Here is a 20,637-nt window from a genome sequence, read left to right on the forward strand (position 1 = left end):
AATGTACATAATTGGCAATTTTATATCATTGCAGTGAAGAAGGGATGATTAGGTATGGGGAACAGGCCTAATAAGCAGCATAGATCAAATTTATTATCATCATTATTCAACAAAAAGAAAGATAATACAGGAGAAAATAATACAGACAAAAATCTGTTAGAACACTACTCTGCTTCTTTAGCAATGTATCACCCGGACCTGATTATCGTCCTTTCACCAAACGGGGAAATTCTCTCCCAAAATAGAGGCAGTATAAATGAATTCCTGGGATATACTCCGATTGAATCGATTGACCATAAAGCGTCTTTGAGTAAAAAGGACTATCATCAATTAAAGTCAACATTCTACAAAGCATTAAAAGGCGAAACAAATAGACTTGAAATGACGTTATTAAATAAAAGTAAGGAAACGTTACATACAAATCTTACGTTTATTCCTATTAAACAATTAAATGGTAGTACTGAAGGGGTATATATCATAGTTCGAGATAACACTACACATCAACAAACACTGGAAGAATTAGAGTTAAACAAAAGTCATCTGGAACATGCCCAGCAAATTGCTAAAATAGGCAGCTGGGAATACGTGATTGATGATGATGAAATATCCTGTTCTGACTACACCTATGACATCTTTGGACTGGATAAAAGTCACTCTAAGGTATCAATGGATACCCCATTTGAGTTTATACACCCGGATGATGACGAAAAGGCAAGAAAAATGGTTGAAAATGCAATTGAAAAAGGTACAAGTTATGTCTCTAAATTTCGAATTTTTCATGGGAAGACCAATGAAATACGGTACTTAAGAGTACAAGCTGAAGTAATGTGGAAAAATAACAAACCATATAAACTTGTTGGAGTAGTACGAGACTATACAACCCAAAAGCTTTTGGAAAAGCAGATGGATGAGTCCAAACAAAACACAAGACAATTACTTGACCATTTAATAATAGGGTTTTGGCTGAAGGAATATGATACAGGAAAGGTAGAGTATGTTTCTAAGGGTGCAGAAGAGATACTGCAATATCCTTTAGACAAATTATATAACGAACCAATAATCTGGCAAAACATGGTCCACAAGTCTGACAAAGAAGAAGTAATAGAAAAACAAAACTTACTTACCGAAGGCAAATCACTATCCCTTAAGTATCAGATAAACTGTGGAGATGGAACTACTAAATGGATTTATGATCAAACCTTACCCTGGTTTAATGATGAAGGACAATTAACCCATTATTTTGGAATGCTTGCGGATGTTACTGGTGAAATTGAAATGCAGGAACAGCTGAAACATTTCGCAACCCACGACACTTTAACAGCTCTTCCAAATCAGCGCAGCTTATATGAAAAAGTAGATTATTTATGCAAGGATGAATCATCCACTAAATTTGCTTTATTTTACCTGGACTTGGATCGCTTCCAACTTATCAATGATTCACTTGGATATCAGATTGGTGATGAAGTCCTTAAAAAGGTCGCAAGCAGATTATTATCGGCATTACCTGATGGGGGCTATCTTGCCCGTATCAGCAGTAATGACTTTATCGTTCTCTTTGAAGACTACCCATCGAAGGAGTTTATTTTCAACCTGGCTGAACGAATTATCGAGGCTATTGAAGAGCCAGTCACTGTTGATGGGTACGAAATGCATGTAACTACAAGTATTGGAATTAGCTTTTTTCCGGAGGATGGTGAAAACAAGCTGACCTTAATTGAGAGTGCTCATGCTGCTTTATTTCACGCTAAACAACTAGGAAAAAATAATTACCAGTTGTACTCATTCACACGGGATATTACCTCATATAAGAAATATATACTTGAAAAAGATATGCGTAAAGCCATTGAAAAAGAAGAATTTGAAATATACTATCAACCCCAAGTTGCCACCTCAACTGGTGTCATTCAAGGTGCAGAGGCGTTAATTCGCTGGAATCACGAGGAATGGGGAATGGTGTCACCTGGGGAATTTATTCCATTAGCTGAAGAAAATCACCTTATCCATCAAATTGGTGACTGGGTAATTGAAAATGTGTGTAAACAAATACGTACATGGATAGATAAAGGGTATACGACTCGCCCTATTTCAATCAATGTATCGCCAATCCGTTTCATGAAAAAAGGATTGGTTGAATATGTAGCAGACCTGCTCACCAAATATGATGTGCCCGCAAAATACCTTGAACTTGAAATTACGGAAGGATCCTTATTAAAGAGCGAAAAAAATGTATTAAACACCCTTGATGGTTTAAGAGATTTGGGGATTAAAATTGCCATTGATGACTTTGGAACCGGATTTGCATCCCTTACGTATTTAAGAGAATTTAATGCAGATACAATTAAGATTGACCAGGTTTTTGTCCAAAATATAACCGAAGAAAATAAAAAAGATACTGCTATTATTTCTTCCGTATTACACTTGGCAAAAGGCATGGATATGAAGGTTATAGCTGAAGGTGTGGAAGAATACGAGCAGCTTAATTTCCTGAAACAAAAAGAATGCGACGAAATACAAGGTTACTTATTCTCTAAACCAGTTTCATTGGATATATTTGAACAGATGCTGGAAACAGGTTATATTAAACCCACAAAACCTAAAGTAAATAAACTGCCTGAGGATGAACGGAGAAGTTTTTATCGATTGAGTTTCCCTACCCCAGCCCTTGGTGAAATGACGATTATTGAAGTAAATGAGAAGAAGGTTAATTTGGGATCCGCTCAAGTATTGGTTGAGGACATTGGTCTTGGTGGATTAAAAATTCTTTCATCACTTAAGCTCCCGGTAAATTCAACAATCAAACTTACCTTCAATATCGAACTGATGGGGGAGAAATTTCTACTTGATGGGTTATTAGTCTGGAAAGACGAGGCTAAGCGAGACACATTCCATTATGGTATTGAATTTAACATTAGCGAACATGAAGAGGACCGTTTGGCAGGTGTGATTAATAAAATGAGTGTTCTGCTCCGGCTGAATCACACAATACCTGACACAAACTTTATTAACCAAAATCCTTATACCTATATCCAAAAGAATAATACTTAATGCCATAGAGCTGTGAATGACAGCTCTATGCACTTTCTTTTACTTCCTATATACTGGACTATATTAAACTATTGAAAAGGTGCTCTGGAACAATGATGAAATTAGCTAAACTATTGCTTTTTTATATACTCGGAGTTTTCGGAATTATTTGTATAAGTGTCTTTCCACAGTTTTTTCAGACTACTGGAATCTCTAATCCATTAAATTATTTCAAGGACCTTGGTGTATTTCTTACTGAATTCATTAAACCTGAATACTGGGTTTATCAAGTACCAAATTCACCGGGTAAATTTCCACTTATCGGAACCTTGTGGGAGCCTTTTGTTTATTCGATGCAAATACTTATTGGTGCGTTGCTGCTAGGGTTCGTGCTCGCATTCAGTTTTGCCTTATTTACAAACTTCTTACCTAAAAGAGTATTACATACCGTTAAAAGGCTACTCGATTTCCTGGAATCTATCCCTGACATCGTCATAGCAGCTATCCTGCAGATGCTTGTTATCTATGTGAAACATACATATGAAATTGAATTATTTCAGGTTGCGACCTATCTTGATGACAAAGCCTATGCTGGGCCTATAGTGACTTTAGCAATTTTGCCTATGGTCTCTTTATTTAAAATTCTGCTCTTGATGATTGAAGAAGAATTCACCAAGGATTACGTTTTATTCCTAAAAAGTAAAGGAATCAAAAAGCTAAGCGTACTAACCCGACATATATTAAAAAATATTCTTCCGACCACATTTCATCACACAAAAATAATACTTTGGGCAACACTTTCAAGTCAGTTTATTATCGAGCGCATTTTTAATGTACACGGGTTCAGCTTTTTCATCCTTGAAAGCTTTACACCAATGACAATTGCTGTATCACTAATTTTACTGTTTACGCCTTTCTTTTTAATCTTCCAGCTCGTCGATTTATGGACAGGGCAGAATATACATTTAACCGGGGACGAAACACCTCCGAAAGGAAGATTATCTTTCTTCTCCATCAAAGAATTGCTCGTGCGATTCCGTAATATCAAATGGAGAAGATTTGGATTCCGGCCATGGAAACCAGTGCTTGCTCCATTCATGGTATTTTTCAGGCACATGAAGAACTGGAAATTTGCGACAGGAAGTCTATTTTTCATTGTCATAATCAGTTACAGTGCATTTTATTCCATAACGAGCAATAATCACATTGATAAGGCCAGAATAGTATACGAAGCAGATGGTGTTACAATAAAAAGCACGCCACCTCACCCACCACCAGATCCTTTTTTACTGGGATCTGATAGTTTGGGATTCAGTATCTCGGATATGCTGGTTATCGGTGCCAAATATACTTTAATCTTCGCCTTAATCATTGCCTTTCTCCGCGTGATTATCGGAATGGCTGGAGGTGTATTATTTTCATTTGGACTGGGACCAAAACGGCAAAATTGGGTTGAAAAGACAGTCGATTCTATTCACTTTCTACCATTAAGTCTGATTGCATATTTACTGCTGAGGCCAATCCTGATGGAGCAGTTCAATGGTTTTTCTTACACGTTTACAGAGCGTATATTATTTGAAATCATTATTTTGACCATACTCGTTGTGCCTCTGACTTCAGTGCTTTCGGGGAACGAAATGAAGCGGGTGTTGAACGCAGAATTTATCAAGAGTGCGCAGGTTCTCGGGGGAAGTAACTTTCATATTTTCTGGAGGCATGTGCTACCGCATATCGGACCACGGATGACAATTTTGCTTGGCCAGCAATTCATTCAAGTGCTGCTGATTTTTATGCACTTAGGAATTTTCAACTTCTTCTTTGGTGGAACCAACATGACATTCGGCGCTGTCAAGGATCCACCGAGATCGATTACGTATGAATGGTCAGGAATGCTTGGCTCAACTACTAATGCTCTTTCTTCAGGAAAGTATTGGATTGTTGCCTGGGTACTACTCGCTTTTATTCTTAGTATTTTTGCCATGCAGTTTATCATTCAAGGTGTAAAAGAAATACAACAGACTAAAGTTGGGGTGATTTATAACTTGCGTAAGATGAAGAAAAAACGTGATAAACGTGATACCCCTAATAAGCCTGACTACAACATCAATTCGGATAGCTTTCGGATGATTAATGGCGATATAAATAACGGTGCTCCATAATTGGAACACCGTTATTTTTTTGGTTAATAGCCATAAAGAGGTGCCGGCAACATATTTTTTAATACTAAATGATCCAAGCTTTTAAATGTATAACCTTGCTTTTTCAATTCCGTAATTAATTTATCCAATGCTTGTGCATTATCTGATGACACGGTATGGAGAAGTATTACTGCACCGGGATGAATTTGTTTCATTATATTTTCATATGCGTATTTCCAGCCTTTTTGCTCACTTGTTTTCCAGTCAGTGAACGCCAGCGACCAGAATATATGGATGTATCCTAACTCATTTGCCCACTTAAGTGTCTTTTCACTAAATATACCTTTTGGTGGACGCAAATATTTGAGGGTTATCTGATTCGACACATCGGATACAGCCTGTTCCAAGGACTCCAGTTCCTTTTTCATCGTTTCCTTTGATACAATAGTAAAATCCGGGTGATGATACGAGTGATTTCCAATAATATGCCCTTCATCAACCATTCGCTGGACAAGATTTGGTTGACTTGTTACATAATGTCCAGTCAGAAAAAATGTAGCAGGAACGTTCTCTTTTTGAAGGACATCCAGAACTTCATCAGTATAGCCTTGCTCGTAGCCGTTATCAAACGTTATATAAAGCACTTTATCCCCAGAATCATCCGCGTAATACGATCCGAATCTTTCCAGTATCTCCTTGTACTTGCCGATTTCCGGAATTTTGTGTTCGGTATTCTTTTTAAATCCCCATCCGTAGCCATTACTCGCAAAAATCGTTTCACTATACAGAAAAAAAGTAAGGATAGTCAAGATGAAAATTAATGCTGAAAAACTCCATTTTCGCATAACAACCCACCCATTTCTTCCTTACTTTTTCCATTTGAATCGTTAATTATTCATTTTAGAGGATGATTGCGCCTATCCAGCCAAAAATAAATAATGGAATGTTATAATGCATAAACGTTGGCACACACGTATCCCAAATGTGGTGGTGCTTACCATCCGCATTTAATCCTGAGGTTGGCCCAAGTGTACTGTCTGAAGCCGGTGATCCCGCGTCACCTAATGCTCCAGCGGTTCCGATTAGTGCAGCTGTCGCCATTGGTGAGAATCCTGCTGCAATACAAATTGGTACGTAAAGTGCCGCTAAAATTGGAATTGTTCCGAATGATGAACCTATACCGATCGTAACAACTAACCCAACAAGCAGTAGAATAAATGCTATTAATGGTTTATTGTTCCCAAGAATTCCCGAAGATACTTCAACTAATGCATCTACTGCACCTGTTTCTGTTAAAACTTTTCCAAACCCAGAGGCAACAAGCATAACAAAGGCAATTGTCCCCATCATAGAAATGCCATCCGATACTACTTTATCTCCATTATTAAATGGTACAACAAGCAGTATAAACATGAGAACAAGACCAGTTAATGCACCGGCAATTAAATTCCCGGTTATTAATTGAACTGCTAATGCCGCTACAATCGCAATTAATGTTAGGAAATGACTTTTATTAAATTTAACTTGTTCCAATTTTGGTGCAGAAAAACTCACTTCACCGCCGCCTGCACCCGGAATCGATTCACGATCTTTGCGATAAGTTATAAACACAGCAATCAATAAACCAACTATCATACCGGAACCAGGTATTAGCATCGATAACGCTGACTCTGTAATTGTTATGTCAACTCCGCTTTGCTTCATCCCTTTAACAATTGCTTCGTGAAAAAGGAGACCAAAACCAGCCGGAATCATAACATAAGGTGCTTTCAAACCAAATGTCAGGGCAGTTGCAACACCACGCCTGTCCATTCTCATATCATCAAAAAGCTTTAATAACGGTGGAATTAAAATTGGTATAAATGCAATATGAACTGGTACAAGATTTTGAGATAATGATGCCACACCAGCAATTACCAATAATGTAATTGTTTTCTTTCCAGTTAAAATTCGAATTAAGTAATTTACTAGAATCATGGTAATTCCTGTATAACTAATTGCAACGGCAAATGCTCCGAGCAGGACATAACTTAATGCTGTACTTGCTTGACCACCCATGCCGCTTACCAACATTTCAATTGATTCAATAATATTGAGTCCAGACATCAAGCCTGCAGTAATGGCTGCTGCAATAATTGCAATAATAACATTTACCCGCAGCAAACTTAGAATGGTCATGACTAGCACCGATACAACTACAACCCATTCCATTTTCGATTTCCCCTCTCTTTATCTATTACCTTAACTTTTGTAATCAACATTTCAACACTTCATCATGATAAAGTATTAAAGCGATAAAATCAACCCCTTTTTTTAAAAAATCCTCAGATTATGTCGGGTCTTCTGCTGACTGTTTTCGTTTTCCGGTTGAAGTTTGCTCTCTTCTGTTGATGTTCGCGCTCTTCTGTCGATGTTCGCTCTCTTCTGTTGATGTTCACGCTCTTCTGTCGATGTTCGCGCTCTTCTGTCGATGTTCACGCTCTTCTGTTGATGTTCGCTCTCTTCTGTTGATGTCCGCTCTCTTCTGTTGATGTTCGCGCTCTTCTGTTGATGTTCGCGCTCTTCTGTTGATGTTCGCGCTCTTCTGTTGATGTTCGCGCTCTTCTGTTGATGTTCGCGCTCTTCTGTTGATGTTTTCGTTTTCCGGTACATAAAAACCCCTGAAAAGTTTCAGGGGTTTTCACAAAACAACATTGCTCTTATCTTAGCTGAAAAGAAAAGGATACGTGATCCTGAATTGGGATCCATGCACCAATTCCTTGTTTTGTTACGTTTTTAATAACGAGTGATTTGTTTGATCCTTTTAATCGAAAGTATACTTCTCCAAATGTTACCTGACCTTTTTCATTGATAGCAGGCGCATACGCTTGCAAGTGACCGTACTTTTTGGCCGGGACATTGTAGGAGTTTTCCTTCTTTGTATCTTTTCCGATTATGGTGCTATAGGAGAGTGGTAATTTTGTTCTCTCTTTTGATTTTAATAACATCATCTTTTTAATATCGTCAGGATCTGTGATTTTATTTGTTAACGCTCCCTGTATTTCCTTCTTTTCCTTCTGGGTATAATGCATTTCCTGGTTTGATTCGCCACCAATATTATTTAGCTCATTCGCATTAATTTTTTGGTATTCCCAGTTTATATTTGTCTCATCCGATTTGTAGTTGAGCGGCCATCGCCCAAGGTAAACCATACCACGATATCCGAATGCAATTGGTGATGGTTTTATAGATGTCTCGTTAAGCATTTTTATTAGGTCTGGATTTTCAACTGGTATATCGAGCTCATCAATCAAATCTTTAGTCAACCCGCTCGGTTCCACTACTTCCTGATCCTCAGTTGAATTCGGGAAAGTATTTTCTTTTGATATATTCAAAACATGACTTGGTATGTCATACTCCTTTTCTGACTTTTTCTCTTCCTTTCCTAAGCTATTAAAAGGAAGTAAAAAAACGAAAACAAATATGATTAATGCTGTGATGTAATTCCTTTTTTTCATGTGTCCCATTCCTTTCCTTTTAGCTTAGTTTTTTCAGACACATGAATATTATACCTTTAATATTATTGACTTAGTTCAATTGTTTCCAGATGCTCTTCAATATTTATACTGCCTTCAACAGAACGGATCATTGAACAGTTTTTTCTTGCTAGTGCTAAATTTTTGCTTAGTTTGTCGGGATCTAAATGGTAGCCTTTAATAGCATAATATAATACAACACGTTCTATACGATTTGCTTCCTCAGGGTTCCGTTCAACTTCTGCGTTGATAGATAAATCTTCATATTTTATCCGCTGTTTAGATAAAATTTTCCGTAATACTGATCCACTGCATCCTGCAATTGATGCAATCATTAGCTGAAAAGGACGAAAACCGTAGTCCTCATTACCTGATACATCCAAGGGTCCATACTCTAAATCAACCTGCATCCCATTCTCTTTTAAGTAAAAATCCATTATAAATCACTCCTTTATTTTATATGAACAGCTTATTTATATTTAACCTTTTTTGCAAACATCATAACTTGTTTTCATTTAAATGTATTTGGATTGACCTTTATAACGAAAACAATTACATTGAATGGAACTGAATATGACATTTAATAAATGAGATTGAAGGAGGAGAAATATGGCATCAGAGCGAACAAGATTTTGGATATTAATTTCTCTTGTTTCTATTTCAGGATTTTCCCAAGGCATGATTCTCCCTTTATTGGCAATTATTCTGGAACAAAGTGGTATAGCATCATCAGTTAATGGATTACATGCAACTGGATTATATATTGGTGTGCTTTTAGCATCTCCCTTTATGGAAAAACCAATGCGAAAATATGGATTTAAACCAATCATTGTCGTTGGCGGAATGCTTGTATTTATCTCATTGGCACTTTTTCCCTTTTGGGAGTCCTTATGGTTTTGGTTTATTTTACGCGTCACTATCGGTATTGGAGATAACATGCTGCACTTCGGAACGCAAACGTGGATTACAACTACTAGCGCAAAAGAAACTAGAGGAAGGAATATTGCCTTCTATGGTTTGTTTTTCGGAGTAGGATTTACATTAGGACCGCTTATGACACGTTTATTAGAAATCAGCCAAGCACTGCCATTTTTGTTATCGGCAGTCCTTAGTATGCTTGTTTGGTCATCCATGTTCTTTGTACGAAACAAATTTCCGGAAAAGGATGGGTTCAACACAAGTAGTACTGCTAGCTCGTTAGGCCGTTTTATTAAAACTGGCAAAATAGCATGGGTTGCTCTTCTGCCGGCATTCGGCTATGGATTTCTGGAAGCTACATTACATAGTATTTTTCCAGTTTATGGATTACGAATCGGCCATGATGTGGAAATTCTCTCAGTCATTATTCCTTGTTTTGCAGCTGGAAGTGTCATAACGCAAATTCCATTAGGTATGTTGAGCGACCGACTTGGAAGAAGAAATGTCTTATTAGCGGTATTAAGTTTCGGGATTCTTTGTTTCCTTGCTGCCGCATCGTTAGAAAACTCAGTAGTCGCATTATTTACAACATTTACTTTAGCAGGTATGTTTACTGGCTCTTTGTTTTCTTTAAGTATTACGTTTTTGGCGGATATTTTACCACCCTCCCTGTTACCGGCCGGGAATTTAATGACGGGGATTTCGTTTAGCATTGGAAGTATAAGTGGACCATATTTGGGTGGTCTGTTTCTTGAATATTTTCCAGGTGTTTCCTTTTTTTATGTAATTGTCATTATGTTGATACTTATTTTGACAGCAACATACACAAAGAAGAATGTCGAATTTCAATATGGTTAGACTTAACGCAAAGCTCTACTTTAGATAAGTCTTAGTTGCGCTTATGCAGTTGAAAAGGACATAGTAAAGACAAAGGACACTCAAACCTCGAGTGTCCTTTGTCCTTTATAGAAATCTGCTATATCTAATTTCTAAACGATCTTGCATAAATGAAATGATTACACATATTGGCCAGTAAATTAAGGCAACCAATATATATAATGTCATGGCATCGAATTCCCTGCCTACAACAATCTGCGTTTTCTGGAACAACTCTGGAACAGTAATTACTGCTGCCAGGGAGGTTGCTTTAACAATGTCCATAAACACATTTGTTAGCGGTGGGATTGCTGTTCTGGTTGCTTGCGGCAAAATAACTTTCCTTAATGTATTCCAATAGCCTATATTCAGAGCTTTGGATGACTCCCATTGGCCATTGTCAATACTATTCAATGAGGCACGATTGATTTCTGCGATAAAAGCTGCGCTATTCAGTCCAAATCCAGCTGAGGCAGCAACTAGCGCCGACAATTCTAGTCCCACATATGGGAGTCCAAAGTATAATATAAATAGAAAAACCAGAATTGGCGTGCCACGCATGAAAGAAATATACGCCCTGGACGGCCAACGCAATAAAATCTTATCTGAATTTCGCGCTAATGCCAAAAACAATCCTAGAATCATTCCAATTGCCATACCTGCTATGGCAACTCCAAGGGTAGTAGGCAATCCACCCAATACAAAAGGTAAGCTTTCCAGTGCTAACTCAATATCAAACACTCCACCAAAGTCAAAACCATTAAAATTAATCATGTTCTATTACAGTTCCAATCCTTCTATTTCTTTTATTTCGCCTTCAGGTCTTTTGGAGGCATCTTCCTTATAAAATTTCTTAGCTAATTCTGACAACGTCCCATCTTCCCGCATTTCTTCCAAGACTTTATTAATCTCTTCGGTTAATTTATCTGCTTTATTTGATAGAATTGCTGCCTGTTCTGTTGGATGAAACTTTAATTCTGGATGAAGCATAATATCAAAATCTGGAAATGCTGCCACACCAAATTTTGATAAATAGTAGTCATTTACAATTACATCAGTTCTACCATTATGTACGTCACGCAGATAAGCTTCATTAGGTGCATTTCCGTATGTCTTAACTTCAGCTCCAAAATGTCTAGCAATTTCACTGTAGACAGTTGTTGCTCCGCCACCGGCTTTTTTACCTTCTAAATCTTCTAACGAATTTATCCCGGAATAATCCCCTTTTCGAACAACCATTGTAGAATAAGAATATTTATAAGGGTTACTAAAATTAAACTCTTCTTTTCTTGTACTTGTTATTTCAATATCGTTTGCAGCAACATCGATTCTTCCACTTTTTATAGCTGGAAGCATACTATCGATCCCCATAATTTCATAGGAGACTTCTAGGTCAAGCCGATTTGCTATCTCTCTCATTACTTCAACATCGTAGCCAGTTAATTGATCTTCACTCTCGCCTTCACCCTTGTAATAGGAAGATGCGATAAGAGTACCAGATGTTCCAACAACCAATTCCCCGGATTCTTGAACTTCAGCCCACTTACTATCTTCAGATTTGCTGTTGCCCTTTTCTTGATTGTCGCCTTCACCACATGCTGCTAACGCGAATACTGTTACTAGTAGTATAAATACTAACTTCTTTATATACATAAATTTCACTCCTTCTTATTCACAACATTTAAATTGTGTTACATTTAAAAGTTTATAATGATTGTAACAGTATAAGTCTATTGATTCAACCAAAATATACACTGTATTCATGGTATAATGTACCTGTATTAGTACTCTTATATTTGCACTTGACTTTATTTTATCTCATGGTAAAATAATAATAAGTATTTGTTTATAATAATTATAATCTGAGGAGATCATAATAATGACGACCAATTCAAAAACATTACATTCACCAAGTTCACATACGTTCAAATCCTTTTTTGCAAAAAGTTCATTTAGACGCTTTATCGTGCATATAGAATTAATTGCTGCGCTGTTCAGCGGTTTGCTAATTTTGATTACTTGGTCACTTGAGGACTCCATTTCAGCTACTGCATGGGTCATCCTGCACCTAATTGCCTTTGTGATTGGCGGCTATGCTAAAGCTAAAGAAGGAATTCAAGAAACAATAGCAAATAAAGATCTAAATGTGGAAATGCTGATGATTTTCGCTGCTATCGGATCAGCATCCATTGGGTATTGGACTGAAGGTGCCATCCTCATATTTATCTTTGCATTATCTGGAGCATTAGAAACCTATACATTGAAAAAAAGTGACAAAGCGATATCATCGCTTATGGATTTACAGCCAGAACAAGCATTAAGAATTAAAAATGGCCAGGAGAAGATTGTTCCCGTTTCTGAATTGAAGGTTGATGATATCATTTTGGTACGTGCTGGTGAGCGAATTCCTGCAGATGGTGAAATAGTTAAGGGGGAAACGTCAATCGATGAAAGTGCTATTACTGGAGAATCAGTACCTGTCAGTAAAATAGACAGCAATGATGTTTTTGCAGGGACAGTGGCACTGGACGGATCCATATCAATTAAGATTACCAAGCATGCGGATGAAACGCTTTTCCAAAAAATCATTCAACTGGTTCAATCAGCCCAGGAAGAAAAATCTCCTTCACAGTTGTTTATAGAACGATTTGAGGGAACATATGTAAAAGTAGTTCTTGCAGCGGTTGCTATTATGATGTTTTTACCCTACTTTATTTTTGGCTGGTCATTATCAGAGAGTATTTACCGAGCAATGATCCTGCTAGTTGTTGCTTCACCTTGTGCCTTGGTAGCTTCAATTATGCCTGCCACACTATCTGCCATTTCCAATAGCGCTAAAAGTGGCGTTCTATTTAAAGGTGGCGTTCATGTTGAAAACTTGAGCCATATTAAGGCGATAGCATTTGACAAGACCGGTACGTTAACGAACGGAACACCTGAGGTAACAGACACATACGTTCACACAAAGTGGGAAAAGGAAAAAGTGCTTGCCATTGCCGGAGCTATTGAAAAAGAATCCATACATCCATTAGCAAAGGCGATTTATGCCTATAGCACAGATTACACAAATGTACATGATTTGAATATTCATCATGTTACAACAGTAAGTGGTAATGGTGTTTCTGCATATGTAAATGATGAGAAATGGGAAATCGGTAAAGCTGGTTTTGTTGGTGAAAAAGCTGCTTTCAACTTCCAAGGGGGAATAGCAAAGCAACTTGCTGAACAAGGTAAAACCATCGTATTCGTCAAAGCAAATGATGAAATCGTAGCGCTTTACGCACTCAAAGATACAATCAGAGACAATACAAAACAAGCGATAAAAACCTTGAAAAAGCATGGTGTGCATACGATAATGCTGACTGGAGACAACGAAACAACTGCTAAAGCAATTGCTGCTGAAGCCGGTATAGACCATTACATTGCTGAGTGTCTACCAGATGAAAAAGTAAACCATGTAAAACAACTGCGAACCGACTATGAAAATGTAGCGATGGTTGGGGACGGGATAAATGATGCCCCAGCATTGGCAAGTGCAAATTTAGGAATTGCCATGGGTAAAGGAACTGATGTAGCACTGGAAACCGCAGATGTCGTATTAATGAAAAATGATTTATCCAAAATAACAAATGCCATTAACTTATCAGGTCGTATGAATAGAATTGTAAAACAAAATGTTGTATTTTCCTTAAGTGTAATTCTATTATTAATAGCATCAAACTTCTTACAAATAGTAGATTTGCCATTAGGTGTAATCGGGCACGAAGGTAGTACTATCCTAGTTATTTTAAATGGGTTGCGTTTATTAAAATAGCTATCACAAATTTGTGATAGCTATTTTTCAGTTTCCTTCCCTATTCCTTTTTTAAGTATTGCGTTAATCGCGCCACCAATCATAATAATAATTCCGGATAAATAAAACCAAATCATCAAGACAATGACGGTACCCAGACTACCGTAAGTAGCTGAGTAATCTCCCATAGAACTAACATAAAAAGAAAAGGCTAATGAAACTAGCTGCCAGCCAATCGTTGCAAAAAGCGCACCCCATACTGCATTTTTAAAATAGATCCGTTTATTGGGTGCGAGCTTATATAATGCGATTAATACAATGAAAAATACTACAGAAGAAACAACCCAACGCAATGTTTCCCATACACTTAGGAAACCAGCAGACAACCCAAAAAATGTGAAAATGTATACCCCAATCGTTTTTCCAAAAATAGGAAGTAAAAAGGCCATACAAATTATAAGTACCATAGCAATTGTTAACACAATCGCTATAAGCCGGGATACAATAAATGAACGATCCTCATCAACGTCATAAGCCCGGTTAAACCCACGCATAATTGCATTTATTGCATTCGATGCTGACCAAAGTGTACCGATGATGCCAATTGACAGTAATTGCCCATTTTGATCATTCATCAACTCGCTCACATTTTGATTGATCAAATCTGTTATTTGTCCAGGTGCGTATGTCTCGATAAAGTTTATTACAGTTGATTGTTCAATTGGCAAATAACCAATTAGAGTCATTAAAAACAATAAGAAAGGAAAAAGGGATAGTAAGAAAAAGTAGGCTAACTGAGCTGATAAACCAAATATATCATCTTCTGTAATTCGTTGATAAAGTTCTTTTAAAAATGCCATACTCCTTTTCAATATCTAACCACCCTTATCTCAAAACTTACAATGTGTTTTCCAAGTCCTTTTGATCTTTATTTGCAAATTTGTCTAAGGTGTTTTCCACTTGTTCTAAGGCATTGATCGCATTTTCTGCACCGCTTGAAAACTCTTTGTTGAACTTATCAAAACTATCCTTGGCACTTCGAACTGCCTCTGATGGATGTTTCACATAATAGCCTGACCTGTTTTTAGCGTAATTCATTTTCAGCTTCGTATAATTTCTTGCATCATTATTAAATAATGAAACTAATCCTCCTACGATTGCACCCATCAAAACTCCAATAAATAAATTTCGTTTACCCATTCTGTATCGCTCCTTTTATTCTATATGTTATTCTCAGATCTAATATACCTTAGTAATTCATTACAGCCTTCAGAGATTAATTCGTATGTGTAATCAAAATTGCCTGTATAATAAGGATCTGGTATATTTCCTTCTTGGGGATCTTGTACAAAGTCCATCAGTTTGGCTAATTTAGCATCACCAGCTTTATTACTTAGATTTTGCATGTCTTTTCTATTTTGCTCATCCATCGCAATGATATAATCAAAATCTCCCCAGTCACTAAAATTTACCTGCCTAGCCTTTAATTCCTTATACCCTATTTGATACTTGTCTAACAATTCTCTAGTACCTTTATGAGGAGGTTCTCCAGAATGCCAGTCACCAATACCTCCTGAATCAGCCCCAATTTTATCAGTTAAATTTTCTTTATCAACTAAATCACGAAATACTGCTTCAGCCATTGGTGATCGGCAAATGTTACCTAAACATACAAATAATACGCGTATCATATCCACATCCTACCCTTCATAAGTATTATAATCAATTATTGTTTGCTGATTAAGTAAAATGTCATAAACGATTTTCTTTATTGTTCTAACAATATCCCTTTGGTACGCAATGCTTCACAAGCTTCATCAAGCTGACGCTGTGTTTCAGCCTCAATCGTATGTAAGTGAACACCTTCAGTGAGCTGGGATAGTAAAGCAGCCTTTGTTTGTTTCATCTCATCAAGAAAAGCATCAACATCACGGCGGTTTTTTAACATCAGTGATCCAGTAATATCTCCGTAGATAGGGTGCTCCACCATTACATTTTGAATCGATACACCATGATCAACAAGTGTATACAGTTCAACCTCCGTTTCTTCTGACAGATGACAAACTGCGATTACTCTCTGGACCTTAGGATTCTTTTTATTCTCCTGAAAATAAACATACCCGCGCGAGGTAGCAATTATGGGTTCACCTTTTGCCTTTAACAGGGAAACATCCTGTACGATAACCTGGCGACTGACATTCATCCGTTCTGCCAATATTTTGCCTGTCATTGGATCATTATTGCCTTTCAACCACGTTAAAATCAAACATCTTCTTTTTTCGCCAAGTACCTTATTCCCTTCTTCTGTCATACTGATCCCCCCTAACAATGCTCTATTACATGTTATATACTTCATTATACCGAACAAGCTTCTATCATGCATTAGCCACCATTTATTTTTGTAGAAAAACTTAGAATATCACTTAAGGAAATGCATTTCACCTTCTAAATTAATACCTGGAACTCCAAACTCACCTACAGTAAAGGCTGTTATTATGCTTTTCCAACGTAGGGGATAAAATGGTGCTAATCCAACGATTCGGAAAATACTCGACCGATGTGACCGCTTCTCTCTATACGAAAAGATCTTGGGTTCTCATAAAGCAGAGAAATAAGTATTGCTTTTTTAGCTTCATTGTGTAAATATAAGTGTAAAGACACATGTAAATGTCAGGTGGTTATTAACAATACAAACATTTATCATAGTGTTATTATTTTTGCTCAATATTTCACAAGGAGGGGGATTTACCGTAATGAAACATATTAAGTCGAAAGTTTTGTGGGGCGTTCTTATTGTTTTCCTAATATTATTAGCCTATGTCCTTCCCTACACGGTCTTGTCAGGTATTCATGCCTGGTATGGCAGCTTCCTTTTATGGGGGATTATCGGATTACTTATCATCATTGCAAATTTCATGGTTACAAAGGATTGGGGGAAGTAAGTTGAATACTAATATGGTAATTTGGGGAATTGCACTTTATATTATTCTAGCATTATTTGTTGCATATAAGTCTCGTCGTGGTGACAGGACGGATATGTCTGGGTATTATCTTGGGGGGCGCCAAATGAACGGCATCCTTTCAGCATTAAGTTACAGCGCAACTACATACAGCGCATTCATGATGGTTGGTCTGGCCGGACTGACTTATCAAGGTGGTGTTGGCGCACTTGGTTTTGAAATCGTTTATTTTACAGGTGTTTCACTAGTTGCGTTGTTCGGGCGGCGTTTCTGGTTAGCCGGTAAGAAGTACGGGTATGTAACACCTTCTGAAATGGTCGGTGATCGTTATGAAAGTAAACCTGCTGCATCTGCAATTGCACTCGTTAGTTGTTTATTTCTCATTCCGTATTGTGCGGTACAGCTTGCTGGAGTAGGATATCTTTTACAAGGAATTACTGACGATGCTATTCCTTTTACAGCTGGTGTCGTGATTGCAACAGTGCTGGCAATTCTTTATTCCTATGTAGCTGGTATACGTTCTGTTATGTGGACAGATTCGCTGCAGGCTGTGATTATGATTATTACTTCAACAATTGTAGCGTTGTTAGTGATTGATGGATTAGGTGGATTTGGACAATTCTTTGATACTTTGCAAACGAATCATCCAGATGCACTTTCCGTACCTGGTAACGGCTATTTTAATATCTTAACCTTTCTTGGGATGACACTACCATGGTTTTTCTTTAGCTTATCTAACCCGCAAGTTAGTCAGCGGATGTTCATGCCGTCCTCGATAAAAGGGTTACGTCAAATGCTGATTGGCTTTCTTGTGTTCGGTCTTATTTACACCTTTGTATCAGTTTTATGGGGTTTTTCTGCACTTCAGTTATTTCCGGATCTTTCAACGGCAGACCTGGCAACTCCCAAATTGTTGTCATCTGACCTTGTCCCGCCTGTACTAGGTGTTATCGTAATGGTCGGTATTTTGGCTGCTGCCGTCTCAACGATTGATTCCATCATGCTGACATTGTCGTCCATGTTTGCCCGTGACGTCTATGGTAATTTGAAAAAGCGTCCAAATGATAAGAAGCAGTTGCAAGTTGGAAAAATCGTCATTCCAATAATCGCTATCTTGGCATATGCATTTGCGGAACTGGAATTAAATTTAATTGCTGTATTGTCAGTTGCTGCATCATCTGGGTTAATTGTTGGCGTCCCGGCCTTTTTCGGTACGTTTTTCTGGAAGCGTGGAACTGCTGCTGGTGTCATCTCCAGTGTATCTTTAACAGCCATTCTTGTTCTTATACTTGAATTCACTGGTATAAAACCACTAGGACTTGCTTCCGGGATTTGGGGGCTGCTTGTTTCAACCATTCTCTTTATTGGGGTTAGCCTTCTGACAAAGGCTCCAAAACAAAAAGCAACCGCATTTATCAATATATTAAAAACAGAGTCGGAAAGCACCGATTAAATAGCAAAGGAGCCTCTTTTCATGATGATAGGAGGCTCCTTTTTATTAACTCTAGGGAGAAAATAATAAAATACAAACAATCGAAGTGAATCCTCGTTCCGTTAAATAATGGGTTCTTCAACAACAAAAGGTATTATGTGATTTCTGAACCCGTAACCATATGTACTATTCAGCTAAAGGCGCAATACATGCATCATCATTATTCTTGGCAGCATTTACATAGCTGGAAACATTATATGCATTTAATCTCTCCGCTTCAACTGTTTGCAGAAACTGATGTATTTCGTTTGGATCCTGTTTACCAGATGCAATCCATTCATCTTCTTTATTTTTAGGTAAAATAATCGGCATTCGATGATGGATATCCTGCATAAAGTCGTTCGCCTCTTTTGTAAGGATGGTACAAGTGAAAAGCTCTTTATCCTCTTGCTTCCATTTGTCCCATAGTCCTGCAAAAGCGAATAATTTACGATCACCAACTTGAATTCGTTTTGGCTGTTTTTCTTTTCCATCACGCTTCCACTCGTAAAAACTATCAGCAACAATCAGGCAACGCTTTTGTGCCATCAACTTTTTAAAACTTGGCTTTTCGTGTGCCGTTTCACTTCTGGCGTTAATCATTTTATAACCTATCTTTTCATCACTCGCCCATGATGGAACCAGTCCCCAACGTAAGTATCCTGCTCGCTTTTCCTTCCCATCGTGAATGATAGCCAATACATTTTGACCAGGTGCAATGTTGTAGCTTGGCTGATATGAATCAATAGCTTGTTCAATACCAAACTCATTCAAAATCTCCAGTTCATCAGCTAATAGCGTATAACGTCCACACATTGAATATCCCCCTATTAAAATATACTTAAGTCCCATTGTTTAGCAATATGCCGCAGCAAACGGATTCCTGCTATACTGTTCCCTTTATCGTCTAATGAAGGCCCATAAACACCAATTCCACAACCTTCAAGAAAAGGTAAATCCTCATCACGTACCCTTGGAGGAACCGCAGCAATTATACCACCAGAAACACCACTTTTTGCGGGAATACCAACATATGTAGCAAATTTCCCTGAAGCATCATACATTCCACATGTCAGCATTAACGCTTTTGCTATCCGTGCAACCTGCCTTGGAATAATCTCTTCTTGTGTATCAGGGTCCTCTCCATCGTTAGCAAGGATCATTCCAATTCGCGCTAAGTCATTAATCGTTACTTCAATCGAGCATTGTTTAAAGTAAGTCTCCAGTGTTATGTTTAAATCGGACTCCAGAAAGCCGACTTCCAATAAATAATAGCCTATGGCCCGGTTACGCATAGATGAATCTCTTTCTGATTCATACACTTCAACATTTATTTCAGGTCGATAGCCTAGCATAACTTCGAGGAGTTGAAGCATTGGTTTTAATTTTTCATCTGAAGTATTACCTTCCAATAGTGATGTTACTGTTATCGCACCAGCGTTAATCAGAGGATTAAATGGCTTTTTAACCTGTTTCATTTCCAAATGAATAATCGAATTAAACGCTTCACCTGCTGGCTCAACATCAACTCTATCAAGCATATAGGCTACTCCTCGCTCCATACAGCCTACAATAAAGCTTAGTACTTTAGATATACTTTGCATTGTAAACGGAATATCATCATCACCAGAGTGTATGTTAATTCCATTTTTCCCTATAATTACAATTCCTAGATCATCCGGATCAGCTTTTTGCAATACAGGAATATAGGATGCAACCTCCCCATCATTAGTATGTTTTCGATAGAATGCCACCCAATCGTCAACATAGCTTTGAAGCCATTCTTCCGTTTCTTCCGTATTCCAATTTGCTATACCTTGTACCATTTTACCACCTCTTATCAAGTAGTATGTCTTTATTGCAGCTATTTTTTTCGGTAAGTATTATTTTCAGAATATTGCCCATTATATTATATCCTATGCTACCATAGATATATAATAAT

General features: G+C 37.6%; 19 protein-coding genes. 6 read left to right on the forward strand and 13 right to left on the reverse strand.

The annotated features are described in order from the left end of the window. Window positions 1-54: 54 nt before the first annotated feature. Window positions 55-3,045, forward strand: a complete 2,991-nt coding sequence (locus J2Z82_RS05145) for an EAL domain-containing protein (protein ID WP_209479717.1) — start codon at window positions 55-57, stop codon at window positions 3,043-3,045. A 92-nt stretch (window positions 3,046-3,137) separates the two neighbouring features. Continuing rightward, window positions 3,138-5,183, forward strand: coding sequence for an ABC transporter permease subunit (locus J2Z82_RS05150; RefSeq protein WP_209479718.1), 2,046 nt, complete (start codon window positions 3,138-3,140; stop codon window positions 5,181-5,183). A gap of 23 nt (window positions 5,184-5,206) precedes the next feature. On the opposite strand, the gene pdaA is transcribed toward J2Z82_RS05150, so the two are convergent. From pdaA to J2Z82_RS05175, 5 genes are all read right to left on the reverse strand, one after another. Further along, the gene (gene pdaA / locus J2Z82_RS05155; protein ID WP_209479719.1) at window positions 5,207-6,007 is read right to left on the reverse strand and encodes a delta-lactam-biosynthetic de-N-acetylase; all 801 of its coding nucleotides are present in this window, start codon (window positions 6,005-6,007) and stop codon (window positions 5,207-5,209) included. Between the two features lie 55 nt (window positions 6,008-6,062). Then, entirely contained in the window at window positions 6,063-7,373 is a 1,311-nt protein-coding gene (locus tag J2Z82_RS05160) for a Na+/H+ antiporter family protein (RefSeq protein WP_209479720.1), read from the reverse strand. A 102-nt stretch (window positions 7,374-7,475) separates the two neighbouring features. Further along, a complete protein-coding gene (locus J2Z82_RS05165) occupies window positions 7,476-7,814 on the reverse strand; it encodes a hypothetical protein (protein ID WP_209479721.1) in 339 nt (112 codons plus the stop codon). A gap of 47 nt (window positions 7,815-7,861) precedes the next feature. Beyond that, complete coding sequence (locus J2Z82_RS05170) at window positions 7,862-8,659, reverse strand: YfkD famly protein (protein WP_209479722.1); 798 nt, start codon at window positions 8,657-8,659, stop codon at window positions 7,862-7,864. A 62-nt stretch (window positions 8,660-8,721) separates the two neighbouring features. After that, on the reverse strand, window positions 8,722-9,114 hold the full coding sequence (locus J2Z82_RS05175; protein WP_209479723.1) for an OsmC family protein: 393 nt from the start codon (window positions 9,112-9,114) through the stop codon (window positions 8,722-8,724). Window positions 9,115-9,286: 172 nt separating this feature from the next. Between J2Z82_RS05175 and J2Z82_RS05180 the strand changes: the two genes are divergently transcribed. Then, the gene (locus tag J2Z82_RS05180; RefSeq protein WP_209479724.1) at window positions 9,287-10,453 is read left to right on the forward strand and encodes an MFS transporter; all 1,167 of its coding nucleotides are present in this window, start codon (window positions 9,287-9,289) and stop codon (window positions 10,451-10,453) included. 105 nt (window positions 10,454-10,558) lie between these two features. Here J2Z82_RS05180 and J2Z82_RS05185 read toward each other — a convergent pair whose 3' ends face one another. Together J2Z82_RS05185 and J2Z82_RS05190 are read right to left on the reverse strand one after the other, a co-directional pair. Continuing rightward, a complete protein-coding gene (locus J2Z82_RS05185; RefSeq protein ID WP_209479725.1) occupies window positions 10,559-11,245 on the reverse strand; it encodes an amino acid ABC transporter permease in 687 nt (228 codons plus the stop codon). Between the two features lie 6 nt (window positions 11,246-11,251). Beyond that, window positions 11,252-12,124: a transporter substrate-binding domain-containing protein gene (locus tag J2Z82_RS05190; RefSeq protein ID WP_209479726.1), complete on the reverse strand. Its 873-nt coding sequence runs from the start codon at window positions 12,122-12,124 to the stop codon at window positions 11,252-11,254. A gap of 226 nt (window positions 12,125-12,350) precedes the next feature. Here J2Z82_RS05190 and J2Z82_RS05195 point away from each other — a divergent pair, with 226 nt between their 5' ends. Next, complete coding sequence (locus J2Z82_RS05195) at window positions 12,351-14,285, forward strand: heavy metal translocating P-type ATPase (RefSeq protein WP_209479727.1); 1,935 nt, start codon at window positions 12,351-12,353, stop codon at window positions 14,283-14,285. 20 nt (window positions 14,286-14,305) lie between these two features. Here the strand turns inward: J2Z82_RS05195 and J2Z82_RS05200 are convergent, their stop codons facing one another. The 4 genes from J2Z82_RS05200 to J2Z82_RS05215 form a co-directional block, all read right to left on the reverse strand. Beyond that, on the reverse strand, window positions 14,306-15,136 hold the full coding sequence (locus J2Z82_RS05200) for a YihY/virulence factor BrkB family protein (protein WP_245251119.1): 831 nt from the start codon (window positions 15,134-15,136) through the stop codon (window positions 14,306-14,308). Window positions 15,137-15,161: 25 nt separating this feature from the next. Beyond that, window positions 15,162-15,464: a YtxH domain-containing protein gene (locus tag J2Z82_RS05205; RefSeq protein WP_209479728.1), complete on the reverse strand. Its 303-nt coding sequence runs from the start codon at window positions 15,462-15,464 to the stop codon at window positions 15,162-15,164. Window positions 15,465-15,484: 20 nt separating this feature from the next. Next, window positions 15,485-15,955: a low molecular weight protein-tyrosine-phosphatase gene (locus J2Z82_RS05210; protein ID WP_209479729.1), complete on the reverse strand. Its 471-nt coding sequence runs from the start codon at window positions 15,953-15,955 to the stop codon at window positions 15,485-15,487. A gap of 77 nt (window positions 15,956-16,032) precedes the next feature. Next, window positions 16,033-16,575 carry a transcription repressor NadR gene (locus J2Z82_RS05215; protein WP_209479730.1) on the reverse strand — a complete coding sequence of 181 codons (543 nt, stop codon included), beginning with the start codon at window positions 16,573-16,575 and terminating at the stop codon, window positions 16,033-16,035. Between the two features lie 442 nt (window positions 16,576-17,017). On the opposite strand from J2Z82_RS05215, the gene J2Z82_RS05220 reads away from it, so the two are divergent. Continuing rightward, window positions 17,018-17,206 (forward strand): hypothetical protein, encoded by a 189-nt coding sequence (locus J2Z82_RS05220; protein ID WP_209479731.1) that lies wholly within the window; start codon window positions 17,018-17,020, stop codon window positions 17,204-17,206. Between the two features lies 1 nt (window position 17,207). Further along, on the forward strand, window positions 17,208-18,677 hold the full coding sequence (locus tag J2Z82_RS05225) for a sodium:solute symporter family protein (RefSeq protein WP_209479732.1): 1,470 nt from the start codon (window positions 17,208-17,210) through the stop codon (window positions 18,675-18,677). 165 nt (window positions 18,678-18,842) lie between these two features. Here J2Z82_RS05225 and J2Z82_RS05230 read toward each other — a convergent pair whose 3' ends face one another. Then, the gene (locus J2Z82_RS05230; protein ID WP_209479733.1) at window positions 18,843-19,511 is read right to left on the reverse strand and encodes an SOS response-associated peptidase; all 669 of its coding nucleotides are present in this window, start codon (window positions 19,509-19,511) and stop codon (window positions 18,843-18,845) included. Window positions 19,512-19,525: 14 nt separating this feature from the next. Next, window positions 19,526-20,521: a glutaminase gene (locus J2Z82_RS05235; protein WP_209479734.1), complete on the reverse strand. Its 996-nt coding sequence runs from the start codon at window positions 20,519-20,521 to the stop codon at window positions 19,526-19,528. Between the last annotated feature and the right edge of the window lie 116 nt (window positions 20,522-20,637).

This window comes from Virgibacillus litoralis (assembly GCF_017873675.1).
GTDB classification, from domain to species: Bacteria; Bacillota; Bacilli; order Bacillales; family Amphibacillaceae; genus Lentibacillus; species Lentibacillus litoralis.

What these genes read in the sequence shown, in the direction of transcription:
- J2Z82_RS05195 (WP_209479727.1), top strand. Translation starts at nt 12,351, where the DNA reads ATGACGACCAATTCAAAAACATTACATTCACCAAGTTCACATACGTTC.
- J2Z82_RS05185 (WP_209479725.1), bottom strand. Translation starts at nt 11,245, where the DNA reads ATGATTAATTTTAATGGTTTTGACTTTGGTGGAGTGTTTGATATTGAG.
- J2Z82_RS05205 (WP_209479728.1), bottom strand. Translation starts at nt 15,464, where the DNA reads ATGGGTAAACGAAATTTATTTATTGGAGTTTTGATGGGTGCAATCGTA.
- J2Z82_RS05220 (WP_209479731.1), top strand. Translation starts at nt 17,018, where the DNA reads ATGAAACATATTAAGTCGAAAGTTTTGTGGGGCGTTCTTATTGTTTTC.
- pdaA (WP_209479719.1), bottom strand. Translation starts at nt 6,007, where the DNA reads ATGCGAAAATGGAGTTTTTCAGCATTAATTTTCATCTTGACTATCCTT.
- J2Z82_RS05160 (WP_209479720.1), bottom strand. Translation starts at nt 7,373, where the DNA reads ATGGAATGGGTTGTAGTTGTATCGGTGCTAGTCATGACCATTCTAAGT.
- J2Z82_RS05165 (WP_209479721.1), bottom strand. Translation starts at nt 7,814, where the DNA reads ATGTACCGGAAAACGAAAACATCAACAGAAGAGCGCGAACATCAACAG.
- J2Z82_RS05150 (WP_209479718.1), top strand. Translation starts at nt 3,138, where the DNA reads ATGATGAAATTAGCTAAACTATTGCTTTTTTATATACTCGGAGTTTTC.
- J2Z82_RS05145 (WP_209479717.1), top strand. Translation starts at nt 55, where the DNA reads ATGGGGAACAGGCCTAATAAGCAGCATAGATCAAATTTATTATCATCA.
- J2Z82_RS05230 (WP_209479733.1), bottom strand. Translation starts at nt 19,511, where the DNA reads ATGTGTGGACGTTATACGCTATTAGCTGATGAACTGGAGATTTTGAAT.
- J2Z82_RS05180 (WP_209479724.1), top strand. Translation starts at nt 9,287, where the DNA reads ATGGCATCAGAGCGAACAAGATTTTGGATATTAATTTCTCTTGTTTCT.
- J2Z82_RS05235 (WP_209479734.1), bottom strand. Translation starts at nt 20,521, where the DNA reads ATGGTACAAGGTATAGCAAATTGGAATACGGAAGAAACGGAAGAATGG.
- J2Z82_RS05175 (WP_209479723.1), bottom strand. Translation starts at nt 9,114, where the DNA reads ATGGATTTTTACTTAAAAGAGAATGGGATGCAGGTTGATTTAGAGTAT.
- J2Z82_RS05170 (WP_209479722.1), bottom strand. Translation starts at nt 8,659, where the DNA reads ATGAAAAAAAGGAATTACATCACAGCATTAATCATATTTGTTTTCGTT.
- J2Z82_RS05215 (WP_209479730.1), bottom strand. Translation starts at nt 16,575, where the DNA reads ATGACAGAAGAAGGGAATAAGGTACTTGGCGAAAAAAGAAGATGTTTG.
- J2Z82_RS05190 (WP_209479726.1), bottom strand. Translation starts at nt 12,124, where the DNA reads ATGTATATAAAGAAGTTAGTATTTATACTACTAGTAACAGTATTCGCG.
- J2Z82_RS05210 (WP_209479729.1), bottom strand. Translation starts at nt 15,955, where the DNA reads ATGATACGCGTATTATTTGTATGTTTAGGTAACATTTGCCGATCACCA.